This window comes from Mesorhizobium sp. STM 4661, assembly GCF_000359125.1.
GTDB lineage: Bacteria > Pseudomonadota > Alphaproteobacteria > Rhizobiales > Rhizobiaceae > Mesorhizobium.
In genome coordinates, this window is the sequence record NZ_CAAF010000078.1 from 44,249 (window position 1) to 56,615 (window position 12,367).

Here is a 12,367-nt window from a genome sequence, read left to right on the forward strand (position 1 = left end):
AGGGCGGGTTGTGTGCGATGCGGTTTCACCTCACGCACCAACGGCTTCGTCAGCCGGCGCTTCCTGGGCCGCAACCTCGTCCTCGGTGATCCAGCCGGCCTTGAGGCGGGCCGCCAGAACCATCTGCTCGGCATCGGCGCGCGACACGCCGTGATTGGCAAGCACACCGGGGAACACCTTCGTCTCGCCGTCCTTGCGTTCCTTCCAGCCGGTCAGGTCGTCAGCCGCATAGCCGGCGAAATCCTCGATCGTCTTCACGCCGTCCTCGCCGAGCGTCACCATCATGGCGGTGGTGACGCCGGGGATCTCGCGCAATTCGTCCGTCACGCCCAGCGCCTTGCGCTTCTCGTCGTGCTCGGCCTCGATCTTCTCCAGATATTCGCGGGCGCGGGTCTGGATTTCCGAAGCGGTGTCCTCATCGAAGCCGTCGATCGAAGCGATCTCGCCGGCGTCGACATAGGCGACCTCCTCGACGCTGGTGAAGCCTTCCGAGGCGAGCACCTGGCCGACCATCTCGTCGACGTCGAGGGCTTCCATGAACAGCGAAGAGCGCTCGACGAATTCCTTCTGACGACGCTCGCTCTCTTCCTGCTCGGTCAGGATGTCGATATCCCAGCCGGTGAGCTGCGAGGCAAGCCGGACGTTCTGGCCGCGGCGGCCGATGGCCAGCGAGAGCTGGTCGTCCGGCACCACGACCTCGATGCGCTCGGCATCCTCGTCGAGCACCACCTTGGCGACTTCGGCCGGCTGCAGCGCGTTGACGATGAAGGATGCGGCCGAAGGCGACCACGGAATGATATCGATCTTCTCGCCTTGCAGTTCGCCGACCACCGCCTGGACGCGGGAGCCGCGCATGCCGACGCAGGCGCCGACCGGGTCAATCGATGAGTCACGCGAGATGACGGCGATCTTGGCGCGCGAACCAGGATCGCGGGCCACCGACTTGATCTCGATTATGCCGTCGTAGATCTCCGGCACTTCCATGGTGAACAGCTTGGCCATGAACTGCGGATGGGTGCGCGACAGGAATATCTGCGGGCCGCGCTGCTCGCGGCGCACGTCATAAACATAGGCGCGGACGCGATCGCCATATTTGTAGTTCTCGCGCGGGATCAGCTCGTCGCGGCGGATGATCGCCTCGCCGCGGCCGAGATCGACGATAACGTTGCCGTATTCGACGCGCTTGACCGTGCCGTTGACGATCTCGCCGATGCGGTCCTTGTATTCGTCATACTGGCGGTCGCGCTCGGCCTCGCGCACCTTCTGCACGATGACCTGCTTGGCCGACTGGGCGGCGATGCGGCCGAAATCCATCGGCGGCAGCTGTTCGGCGATGAAGTCGCCGAGCTGGGCGTCTGGATTGCGCTCGCGGGCCGAGGAAATGGCGATCTGCGTGGCATAGTCGTCGACCTTCTCGACCACTTCCATCAGCCGCTGCAGCTTCATCTCGCCGGTGTTGGCGTTGATGTCGGCGCGGATGTTGGTCTCCTGGCCGTAGCGCGAGCGCGCCGCCTTCTGGATCGCATCGGCCATGGCGGCGATGACGATCGACTTGTCGATCGACTTTTCACGCGCGACCGCGTCGGCGATCTGCAGCAGTTCAAGCCTGTTGGCGCTTACAACCATCTTTTTTCTCCCGAGCTTTTTGCCGAACCTTTTGGGCTCGGCCGCTCAATCATAGTTCCTGTTCGATTTCGTCTTTGGCGCCGGCTTCCGCACCATCTGGCGCGTCGTCCGGTTCGCCACGGCGTTTCTTGGCTTCCTTGCGCGCCCTGTTGTCCTTCGACAGCGCGTCGCGGATGAGGTCGTCGGTGAGGATCAGCCGCACATCGGCGATCGCTTCATAAGGAATGCGCACCGTCGGCTCCTCGCCATAAGCGGCCTTGTCGCGCTCGATCAGCACATCGTCTTCACCGGCCTCCGCGATCTTGCCCTTGAAGCGTTTGCGTTCGGCAACGAGGATCGACGTCTCCATCTTGATCAGATGGCCGGCCCAGGTCGCGAAGTCCGACTTGCGGACCAGCGGCCGATCGATGCCCGGCGACGACACTTCGAGATGATACGCCTTTTCGATCGGATCATCGACATCGAGCGCCGGCGACACGGCGCGGCTGACCTCTTCGCAATCCTCGACGGTCATGGTGCCGTCCTCGCGTTCGGCCATGATCTGCAGCGTCAGCCCGTTCTGGCCCGACAGATGCACCCGCACAAGGCGGAAACCGATGCCGCGCAGCACCGGCTGCACGATCAGCGCGATGCGCGCATCGATGCCGCTTTCGCGGATGATACGGTCGTCGGCCTGGCTTGCCGCTGCGGTCATTCGATCCTGTCGCTCTTTCCGTAGGCAGTTGGCAAACCCTAAACCGGATTGCCACTGTCTTGTTCTCAGCTTGCGCATCGGATTCAGCCGAAAACCGCTTCGCACTTTTCGGTCCGATGCGCCGGGCAGGTAATAAAAAAGAGCGGGACCGGGTGGACCCACTCTTCGTCATACCGACCAAGAATTTGAGGCTGATATAGACGATCCCGGCCGGCGTTTCAAGTCTGCATGCAGGCGTGTGTCGTAAGCAGATGAGTTGTCCGGATTAGGTGGCATGCGAGTTGTGCGGTTTGATCTTCGGCGAATGGAGGCTGGGCAGGAAACGGGCAGCCTTGCGCCTGACGCATGGCCACCATGCAGTAACACCGCTGTGATTGGAGCTGCGTCATGCCTATTTATGTTGCATTGCACAAGAGGCGCGCAGTGGCGCGCGAAAGGTCTGATATCATGGGCAGCCGTAAACTGTTTTCCGCCATTGGCGACATCTTCACCACATTCGGCAGCGCCGTTGCCGTGTCGAGGGCCGTCGAAGCTGGCCGCAAGCCGCGCGCCAACGATCTGCGCAACCTTGGCATGGACCCGGCCGCCTTCGACAAGATCGGCCGTTTCTGAAGCAGGCCATGCTAGCCGGGATGGTTCTTCTGTCCCGCTGCGGCGATATTTGATTGAGCGTCTGAGCGTCGCCCCAGAAGGGCGATATTCGATCGGCGCTATTTTCGAACGAAAGCGAGATAGGCCGGCCGCCGACGCTCGCGGATGGCTTTTGCCTCGTAGCGCGTCCCCGGCCAACCCTCGTAAGGCCGATGCCAGTCGACCGCCTCGCGGGCCTGCCAGGCGAACGCATCATGCGCCCGGCAGTTGAGCAGCGTCCAGTTCACGTAGCTATCGATATCGGAAGCAAAACGGAACTTTCCGCCAGGCTTCAGGACGCGCGCGAAACGGTCGAGATTGAGCGGACTGACGAAGCGCCGCTTCCAGTGTTTCTTCTTCGGCCAGGGATCGGGATAGAGCAGGTCAATGCCGTCGAGCGAGGCTTGCGGCAGCCAGTCGAGCAGGCGCGTGGCGTCGTCATCATAGACCCGAAGATTGGCAAGCGGCCGTTCCCTGACCGCCATCATCATCTTGGCCATGCCGTTGACGAAAGGCTCGACGCCGATAAAACCGGTCGCCTGAGCCGCCGTCGCGCGATGCAACAGGTGCTCGCCGCCGCCGAAACCGATTTCGAGGTGGATAGCGCCAATATCGGCTTCGAACAGGCTGCGCAATTCGGCCGGCGGTCCCGCCGTCAGATCGAGCTTGTATGTCTTGAAGCCGCTTTCCAGTGCCGCCGCCTGTTGCGGGCGGATGGTCTTGCCGCGCCGGCGACCGAAAAACGCTTCGGTCGCGCGACTTGGCCGGTCTTTCGGATCCATAGGCGCCGCGGTTAGGCGGCGACTGCTTCGGCGGCCGTTTCGGCGAGTGCGTCCTTGAGCGCCTTGGCGAGATCGGTCTTTTCCCAGGAGAAGGAGCCGTCGCGGCCGGCCTTGCGGCCAAAATGGCCGTAGGACGACGTCTTGGCGTAAATCGGCTTGTTGAGATCGAGGTGACGGCGGATGCCTGACGGCGACAGGTCCATCACGCTGCGCAATGCCTGCTCGAGCCTTGCCTCATCGACCTTGCCTGTACCGTGCAGGTCGACATAGACCGAGAGCGGCTGGGCGACGCCGATGGCGTAGGAAAGCTGGATGGTGCAGCGGTCGGCGAGCTTGGCCGCCACCACGTTCTTGGCGAGGTAACGCGCCGCATAGGCGGCGGAGCGGTCGACCTTGGTGGTGTCCTTGCCGGAGAAAGCACCGCCGCCATGGGGCGCAGCACCGCCGTAGGTGTCGACGATGATCTTGCGGCCGGTAAGGCCGGCGTCGCCGTCAGGGCCGCCGATGACGAACTTGCCCGTCGGGTTGATATACCAGTTGCAGGTGTCGGCGATCTTCAGCTCGCCCAGCGCCTCGCGGATATAGGGTTCGACGACCTTGCGGACCTTCTTCGAATCCCAAGTCGCATCGAGATGCTGGGTCGACAGCACGATCTGCGTGGCCTCGGCCGCCTTGCCGTCGACATAGCGGACGGTGACCTGGCTCTTGGCATCCGGGCCAAGCCGGCCGGCATCGCCGTTGCCCTCATGGCGCGCGGTGGCCAGCAGTTCGAGGATCTTGTGGCTGTAGTAGATCGGCGCCGGCATCAGGTCCGGCGTTTCGCGGCAGGCATAGCCGAACATGATGCCCTGGTCGCCGGCCCCTTCCTCGCCCTGTCGGTCGGAGGCATTGTCGACGCCCTGGCCGATGTCCGGCGACTGGCCGTGCAGCAGAACCTCGATCTTGGCCGTCTTCCAGTGGAAGCCGGCCTGTTCGTAGCCGATTTCGCGGATGGCCTTGCGGGCGACCGACTTGAACTTCGCCGGATTGACGATCGGATGGCCGGCGGCATCCTTCAGGATGTTGCCTTCCTTGTCCTTCTTGAGCAGTGTCTCGGGGACGCGCACTTCGCCGGCGATGACGACGCGGTTCGTGGTCGCCAGCGTTTCGCAGGCGACGCGGACTTTCCAGGGATCCATGCCGGTCTTCCTGGCCTCACGATAGACCAGATCGACGATCTCGTCGGAGATACGATCACAAACCTTGTCGGGATGACCCTCGGCAACGGATTCCGAGGTAAAGAAATAGTTCTGCCGCGTCACGGGTGTCCCCTCTTGAAAAAATATCGGCAGGCTGCCGATCCAGGCGCGCCACGTGTTAGCGGTGCCAGCCGCCGCTCGTCAAGCGGCGTGGCCGCTCTGACGTGAATTTCTATGCTATTATCTTCATATCCTATTATCTTTATGTTCGTATCCCTAGACGGCGGCAAGGCGCCGCCGTCGTCCCCTACCTTTCGCAGGCTGCAAGAAAAAGGGCTTTGGGGATGCGTGTCGAGCAAAATCGATCCCCATTCCGCCATGCCCGTGGAATGCAAATTCCACGATGCACGCGACCGCGGAAATTTGCATACCCCGCTGCGACGCCCCGGTCTTTTTCGACCCCTTCAACAGCCCGCCAGGTCAATCAACTTCCAGATCAATCAACTTCATCGACGGAAAGGGCTTTCACCAACTCGATGATCTTGCGGCGAACCTTTACGTCGGCGATCTTGACGAAGGCCCGGTTGAGCTGGAGCCCTTCCGGGCTGCCGCAGAATTCGACGGCAAAAGTCATCGATGTGTCTTCGGCAAACCCGCGGTTACCCACGGCCTCCTGGCCTGGCGCATCCTCGAAAAAGAAGGCGACAGGCACGCCAAGAATCGAGGCGATTGCCTGCAAGCGGCTGGCGCCGACGCGATTGGTCCCCTTTTCGTATTTCTGTATCTGCTGAAAGGTTATGCCGAGGTTCTCGCCCAGCTTTTCCTGACTCATTCCCAACATATTGCGCCGAAGCCTGACACGACTTCCGACATGGATGTCGATAGGATTCGGTTTCTTCTTGTTCTCTTCTGTCATTATTTTTCCTCGCCGAATTTTTCCGGCTTTTTCTATTTTTTCTCGCCCAAACGAAGCCGGCGGCCTGTGCCCCAACACAACGACCCACCGACTTCGAGAAATTTCAGGCGCTTACAGTATGAGTTTCTAATGTGTCGACTGTCAATTCACCCGTAGCCTTTGCCTTACATTCAATGCGCATGCCGTTAGGGCAAACAGCAACATGATCAGCATTCCGTTAATGCGTCTTTGGCCGGAGGAGACGATGGCTTGATTGGAAATCGGCACACGCACATCGATGGCCCCGCGGGCGTCGATCGCCAGCGCGTCGACGATGCGCCCACGCGGATCGACCACCGCGGAAATGCCGTTATTGGCTGCGCGCAAGAGGGGCACCCCGTTCTCCACCGCACGAACCTGCGCCTGTCTGAAATGCTGGTAGGGGCCTGGCGTGTCCCCGAACCACGCATCGTTCGTGAGGTTCACAATAAGCTCGGCTGACGTAGCGTCAACTGCTACCAGATCGGGAAAGATAACTTCATAGCAAATGAACGGAAGCGCGCGTATGCCGCCGGGAAGCGCAATCGGATGCCGTTCATTGCCCGCCGCGAAATTCGTCGGCCCGGCGACCAACTGCTCGAGCCCGAAGCGGCCAAGCAATTCGGCGAAAGGCAGATATTCTCCAAACGGCACCAGGTGAACCTTGTCGACGGCGTCGGCGATTTCGCCCTTGTCGTCGATGGCCACCACGGAATTGTAGTACCGGGCGTCGGCATTGGCCGCCGAGCCGCCCTCCTCCCGGACGACGCCGGCGATCAGCAACTGGCCGTCGCCGAGCATATCCCCCAGCGCGGTCAGCGCATCGGGACGTTCGGTCAGAAGAAACGGCACGGAGGTTTCCGGCCACAGGATCAATTGCGGCTTTTCATGGCCGGGCTCGGGCGTCTTGGCCGAGAGCCCCATCATGGTGGCGAAAATGCGGTCGCGCACCGAAGCGTCCCACTTCTCCGAGAGGTCGACGGCCGGCTGCACGATACGGACATCGAGGCTCCGCTCGGCCGGCTTCTCCGGAGCGGCTAGCCTGACATAGCCGAAGCCGACATGAGCCGCGACGACGACGACAAGCAGTGCGGCGCCCAGGCGGACATGCCGGCGCGCCGCAAGCAGGGCGGGCAGTGCGAAGACGAAGACCGCCAGCGCGTTCATGCCGACCATGCCGGTCACCGACACGCTCTGCATCAGCAAGGGCACCGGCATCGCGGCGTAGCCGATTGCATTCCAGGGAAAGCCGGTGAACAGGAAGCCGCGCAGCCATTCCGCCAGGGCAAAACCGAAGGCGAGGGCGGCGATGCGGCCGATGTCGTTGCTCCACAGAAGCCGGGCAACCACCGTCGCGAAGCCGTAGAAGAAGGCGAGCGCCAGTGGAATCCCGACCACGGCGAAGGGAAGCGCCCAGGCGAAGCTGTCGGCCTCGACCAGAAGCGCCGAGCCGATCCACCACAGGCCGGCGAGGAAATAGCCGAAACCGAACCACCAGCCGATGGCGAAAGCCGGCCGCAGGCGCCTGAGCCAGCCGTCGGAAGCTTCGCCGGTGGCGCCGTCGAGCAGCCAGACCAGCAGCGGAAACGAAACGAAACAGACCGCGAAGAAATCGTAGGGCGCCTGGGCAAGAACCGCCAGCGCCCCGGCAAGGAACGCCACCAGTGCGCGCCGCCAACCCCATAGCAGAATTATCCGGCCGGCCAGGCGCTCCATGCACACTTCCCGAGTCGCGCGAATCAGGAAGCAAGATTTATCAGGCCGCGCTCCGGGCGCCAAACGATGCCCCCACTAGCGAACGTCTCGGTTTGAATTTCGGCTCGCGCCCATTGCAAGCCTGTCAGCTATGAAAGCCACCCCAGAGCAGTCGTTGAGAGAAATGGTCTTGGCTGTTAAGCAGGAACCATGGTCAAGCGCGCAATAATCCCCGCGAGGATGAAATCCCTGTACGAAAACTGGCGCATGTCGCCGGGTTTGGAATGCGATGGTTTCGTCTTTCTGACCGGCATCAACGGAATGTCTCTCGACGGTGAATTGTCCGCAGTCCCTTCGGAGCAGATCCACGAAGCATTTTCCCAGGTCAACATGGTTCTCGCTGAAGCTGGAATGCGCTTCGAGGACGTGGTGGAAATGACCTCCTACCATGTAGGGCTGCGAGACCATCTGGAGCAGTTCAAGTCCATACGCGCCCAATATGTTCGTGAGCCATATCCGGCCTGGACCGCAATCGAGGTTGGGGGATTTGCATCCGAAGGCGTTGTCGTTGAGTTAAGAGTCGTCGCGCGAAAGCCGCAATGAGCCAATATTCGCGGCGCCCTGTAGAAAATCCCCGAACCAAGGACCGAATGCCTGAACGGGTCGTCGACTGTCACGCGACCGATTCTCAGGCCTGCTCGGCGCGGGCGGCGCGCCGGCGGCGCTCGCCCTTCTGGGTCTCCACGATGCGCACGCGCTTGACCCGGCGCGGATCGGCATCCAGCACATGGAATTCGAAGCCGGGTATGGCCTGCACCACTTCGCCGCGCGCAGGAACACGGCCAAGCGTGTTGAAGATCATGCCGCCGATGGTGTCGACATATTCGCCATGCTCGCCGGCGGCAAAATCCTCGCCGATCATCTTGGTGACCTCATCGATCTCGGCCTTGCCATCGACGACGAACACGCCCTCGCCGGTCTGGGTGATCATCGGCTCGTCGTCGTCATGCTCGTCCTCGATATCGCCGACCACCATCTCGACGATGTCCTCCAGCGAGGCGAGGCCGTCGGTGCCGCCATACTCGTCGATGACCAGCGCCATCTGGGTGCGCGTCGTCTGCATCCGTCCCATGAGATCGGAGGCGAGCATGGACGGCGGCACGAACAGCACCGGGCGGATCAGGTTCAGGTCGCCGATGGTGCGCGCGAGATCGACCTTGGCGAGATCGAGAACCGTCGCGACCGGCGTCTTCCTGGTCGTCCTGCCCTTCTTGACGCGGGCGATCTTGGTGATGTGGGCCAGCACGTCGCGGATGTGAACCATGCCGCGCGGATCGTCAAGCGTCTCGGAATAGACCGGCATGCGGGAATGGCCGGACTGCTCGAACAGCCCCAGAAGATCGCCGAGCGTCGTGGTGATCTCGACCGCCTCGATGTCGGCGCGCGGCACCATGACGTCCTCGACGCGCACCTCGCGCAAGCGCAGGATGTTGTTGAGCATGGCCCGCTCGCCGGGCGAAAAAGATTCCGCATCGCTCGTCGTTTCGGCGAGCGCGCCAGCGATCTCCTCACGCAGGCTGGTGCCGTTGCGTTGCCTGAACAGGCCGAGCACGCGATCGAACAGGGAAGGACCGGCAGGCGATGGCTCGCTGGCGATGCTGCCGGTCGTGGTACTCGGACTCGAGCCCTCTTCCGCCGTTTCGGAAGGCTTGGTCGCACTGCCGGCGTCGGGGCGGGCGGCAGTTTCTGGTTTGTCGTTCATTGTCGTCCGGTCAATTGGTCTTTTTAGTTACGCGTAGGGATCGGGAATGGCAAGCCTCGCAAGTGCCGAGCGCTCGATCGCTTCCATTTCCTCGGCTTCGGCGTCGGTCTCGTGATCGTAGCCCAGCAAGTGCAGCAGGCCGTGGATGACGAGATGGGTGATATGGTTCTCGACAGGCTTGTCTTCCAGGGTCGCTTCGCGCGCAACAGTCTCGGCAGCCAGTACGATGTCGCCCAGCATCGGCGGCAGCGGACCGCCTTTTGGAAAAGGAAACGCCGGGAAAGACAAGACGTTGGTCGGTTTGTCCTTGCCGCGCCAGCCGGCATTGAGCGTGCGAATATGGGCATCGTCGGAAAAGACGATGCTGAGTTCGGAACGACCCGCCACCGCGGTTTCGGCAAAGGCGGCGGCAACGGCGCGATCGACCAGCAGCGTCAGCGCTGCCTCATAGGGCCAGTCGCCGGCTTCGACAGAGATATCGATGTCGACGGGAACCGAAAAATCCCCGCCGCCGGACTTTCTGTCGTCAGCCATGAGGCCGCATCGTCACATCAACTCTCGGCGCCCAGGCCGCGCGCCAGCTTGCCGTCCCTGTCATAGGCCCTGACAATTTCCGCGACGAGCGGGTGGCGAACCACGTCGCCGTCATTGAAGCGCACGGTCACCGCGCCCGGCACGCCATCCAGGATGCGCAACGCCTCGACGAGGCCGGATTTGGTGTTCGTGGGCAGGTCGATCTGGGTCGGATCGCCGGTGACGATCATGCGCGAGTTTTCGCCTAGGCGGGTCAGGAACATCTTCATCTGCATCGGCGTGGTGTTCTGCGCCTCGTCGAGGATGACGGCGGCGTGCGCCAGCGTGCGGCCGCGCATGAAGGCCAGCGGCGCGATCTCGATCACCTCGGCGGCAATCGCCCGCTCGACCTTGTCGGCCGGCATCATGTCGTAAAGCGCGTCATAGAGCGGCCGCAGATAGGGATCGACCTTTTCCTTCATGTCGCCGGGCAGGAAGCCAAGCCGCTCGCCGGCCTCGACGGCGGGCCGCGAGAGGATGATGCGCTCGACCATGCCGCGCTCGAGCAGCATCGCCGCATGCGCCACCGCCAGAAAGGTCTTGCCGGTGCCGGCCGGGCCGATGCCGAAGACGAGTTCGGACCGCTCCAGTGCGCGCATATAGGCGTCCTGGTTGAGCGAGCGGGCGTAGATCGTCTTCTTGCGCGTCGATATCTGGGCCGCGGACACCTTGCCCTTGCGCTCCAGCGTCGGCAGCGTCAGCTGATCGTCGGCGGCGATCGCCATGCGCACCGCGCCGTCGACGTCCGACTGACCGATGTCGACACCTTTCTGCAGAATGCCGTAGAGATTATCCAAAGCGCGGCGTGCCTGCTCGGCGGCCGAGGCGGACCCCTTGATGGTCAGCTGGTTGCCGCGCGAGCGGATGTCGACGCCGAGCTTCTGCTCGAGCCGGGCCAGATTCTCGTCGAACTGGCCGTAAAGGGCGCTGGCAAGCTTGTTGTTGTCGAAAGTCAGAACGATGTGCGCCATATCCGAGGCCCCAGATTGCAGGTTCTGGGGCAGGTTCTTCACTTCCGCAGCGCTCAACCGTCTCTCCTCATCTGCCGAGACCTTCAGGCCAATTCGGCGAACAGGCTGTTGTAGCCCGTCTTCGTGATTCGTACCTGGATAATGTCACCGATTTCGCCGGCCTTTTCATCAACAATAACCGGCTGCAACCAGGGCGAGCGGCCGACCTTCTGGCCAGCCTGGCGGCCCGGCTTCTCGATCAGTGTATCGATGGTCCTGCCGACCAGGCTCAAGCCGAAATCCTGCTGCTGTTTCAGGAGCAGGGCCTGCAGCCGCTGCAGGCGCTCGTCCTTGACAGCTTCCGGCACATGGTCGGCCATCTCGGCGCCCGGTGTGCCCGGTCGCGGCGAATATTTGAACGAGAAGGCCGAGGCGTAGCTGACCTGGCGCACCAGTTCCATCGTCGCCTCGAAATCCGCTTCCGTCTCGCCGGGGAAGCCGACGATGAAATCACCGGAAAGCGCGATATCCGGCCGCGCGGCACGGATGCGGTCGAGCAGCGTCAGATAGTCTTTTGCCGTGTGCCGGCGGTTCATCACCTTGAGGATGCGATCCGAGCCCGACTGCACCGGCAGATGCAAATACGGCATCAGCGCGGGCAAGTCGCGGTGGGCTGATATCAGCTCGTCGTCCATGTCGCGCGGATGGCTGGTGGTGTAGCGCAGCCGTCCCAGGCCGGGGATCTCGGCCAGCCTGAACAGCAGCCGGCCCAGGCCCCATTCCTCGGTCTTGCCCCCTTTGGCTTCGCCCTGGCCGTGCCAGGCATTGACGTTCTGGCCAAGCAACGTCACCTCGCGCACCCCGGCTGCCGCCAGCCGTTCGGCCTCGGCGACGATCTGCGCCACCGGCCGTGAAACCTCGGAGCCCCGCGTATAGGGCACGACGCAGAAGGTGCAGAACTTGTCGCAGCCCTCCTGCACGGTCAGGAACGCGGTGACGCCACGCTTGATGATTTCGGCGCGCCTGGGCTGCGGCAAATGATCGAATTTGTCCTCGATGGCGTAGTCGGTCTCGACGATCTTTTCGCCGCCTCGCACCCGTGCCAGGACATCGGGCAGACGGTGGTAGGTCTGCGGGCCGATGACCAGATCGACGGCCGGCGAGCGACGGATGATCTCGGCCCCCTCGGCCTGCGCCACGCAACCGGCGACGCCGATCAGCATCTCGCGGCCGGTCTGAGCCCGTTCGGCCTTCATCTCGCGGATACGGCCGAGTTCGGAATAGACCTTTTCCGCCGCCTTTTCACGGATATGGCACGTATTGAGCAGCACCAGATCGGCTTCGCCGATGGCATCGGTCGCGACATAGCCGTCGGCCGCCAGCGCATCGGTCATGCGCTGCGAATCGTAGACGTTCATCTGGCAGCCATAGGTCTTGACGAAGACCTTTTTGGCAGGGGCGGATTGTACGGCCCCGGCTACAGTGCCGACGTCGTCCCGCTCTATCGTGATCTCGTTCAAGTCCATCCGGCGGCTTCTAACGC

At 62.7% G+C, this 12,367-nt stretch carries 12 protein-coding genes; 2 read left to right on the top strand and 10 right to left on the bottom strand.

Going from position 1 to position 12,367, the window contains the following annotated elements; genetic code table 11:
• Positions 1-30: 30 nt before the first annotated feature.
• Positions 31-1,626 carry a transcription termination factor NusA gene (nusA, locus tag MESS4_RS26570; protein WP_006337978.1) on the bottom strand — a complete coding sequence of 532 codons (1,596 nt, stop codon included), beginning with the start codon at positions 1,624-1,626 and terminating at the stop codon, positions 31-33.
• Positions 1,627-1,675: 49 nt separating this feature from the next.
• Positions 1,676-2,320, bottom strand: coding sequence for a ribosome maturation factor RimP (gene rimP, locus MESS4_RS26575; RefSeq protein WP_006337979.1), 645 nt, complete (start codon positions 2,318-2,320; stop codon positions 1,676-1,678).
• A gap of 387 nt (positions 2,321-2,707) precedes the next feature.
• Here rimP and MESS4_RS26580 point away from each other — a divergent pair, with 387 nt between their 5' ends.
• Positions 2,708-2,932: a hypothetical protein gene (locus MESS4_RS26580; RefSeq protein WP_006337980.1), complete on the top strand. Its 225-nt coding sequence runs from the start codon at positions 2,708-2,710 to the stop codon at positions 2,930-2,932.
• Between the two features lie 98 nt (positions 2,933-3,030).
• Here MESS4_RS26580 and MESS4_RS26585 read toward each other — a convergent pair whose 3' ends face one another.
• The 4 genes from MESS4_RS26585 to lnt all read right to left on the bottom strand — a co-directional run bounded on the left by MESS4_RS26585 (position 3,031) and on the right by lnt (position 7,560).
• On the bottom strand, positions 3,031-3,732 hold the full coding sequence (locus MESS4_RS26585; RefSeq protein ID WP_006337981.1) for a tRNA (guanosine(46)-N(7))-methyltransferase TrmB: 702 nt from the start codon (positions 3,730-3,732) through the stop codon (positions 3,031-3,033).
• An 11-nt stretch (positions 3,733-3,743) separates the two neighbouring features.
• Positions 3,744-5,033, bottom strand: a complete 1,290-nt coding sequence (gene metK, locus MESS4_RS26590; RefSeq protein WP_006337982.1) for a methionine adenosyltransferase — start codon at positions 5,031-5,033, stop codon at positions 3,744-3,746.
• A 373-nt stretch (positions 5,034-5,406) separates the two neighbouring features.
• Complete coding sequence (locus MESS4_RS26595; protein ID WP_006337983.1) at positions 5,407-5,826, bottom strand: helix-turn-helix domain-containing protein; 420 nt, start codon at positions 5,824-5,826, stop codon at positions 5,407-5,409.
• A gap of 141 nt (positions 5,827-5,967) precedes the next feature.
• The gene (gene lnt / locus MESS4_RS26600) at positions 5,968-7,560 is read right to left on the bottom strand and encodes an apolipoprotein N-acyltransferase (protein WP_006337984.1); all 1,593 of its coding nucleotides are present in this window, start codon (positions 7,558-7,560) and stop codon (positions 5,968-5,970) included.
• A 189-nt stretch (positions 7,561-7,749) separates the two neighbouring features.
• On the opposite strand from lnt, the gene MESS4_RS26605 reads away from it, so the two are divergent.
• Positions 7,750-8,142 carry a Rid family hydrolase gene (locus tag MESS4_RS26605; RefSeq protein ID WP_006337985.1) on the top strand — a complete coding sequence of 131 codons (393 nt, stop codon included), beginning with the start codon at positions 7,750-7,752 and terminating at the stop codon, positions 8,140-8,142.
• A gap of 85 nt (positions 8,143-8,227) precedes the next feature.
• On the opposite strand, the gene MESS4_RS26610 is transcribed toward MESS4_RS26605, so the two are convergent.
• The 4 genes from MESS4_RS26610 to miaB all read right to left on the bottom strand — a co-directional run bounded on the left by MESS4_RS26610 (position 8,228) and on the right by miaB (position 12,350).
• Positions 8,228-9,301, bottom strand: coding sequence for a hemolysin family protein (locus MESS4_RS26610; protein ID WP_006337986.1), 1,074 nt, complete (start codon positions 9,299-9,301; stop codon positions 8,228-8,230).
• Between the two features lie 27 nt (positions 9,302-9,328).
• Positions 9,329-9,835 carry an rRNA maturation RNase YbeY gene (gene ybeY, locus MESS4_RS26615; RefSeq protein WP_006337987.1) on the bottom strand — a complete coding sequence of 169 codons (507 nt, stop codon included), beginning with the start codon at positions 9,833-9,835 and terminating at the stop codon, positions 9,329-9,331.
• A gap of 17 nt (positions 9,836-9,852) precedes the next feature.
• Positions 9,853-10,845: a PhoH family protein gene (locus MESS4_RS26620; RefSeq protein WP_244441231.1), complete on the bottom strand. Its 993-nt coding sequence runs from the start codon at positions 10,843-10,845 to the stop codon at positions 9,853-9,855.
• An 83-nt stretch (positions 10,846-10,928) separates the two neighbouring features.
• Positions 10,929-12,350, bottom strand: coding sequence for a tRNA (N6-isopentenyl adenosine(37)-C2)-methylthiotransferase MiaB (gene miaB / locus MESS4_RS26625; protein WP_006337989.1), 1,422 nt, complete (start codon positions 12,348-12,350; stop codon positions 10,929-10,931).
• Positions 12,351-12,367: the final 17 nt, after the last annotated feature.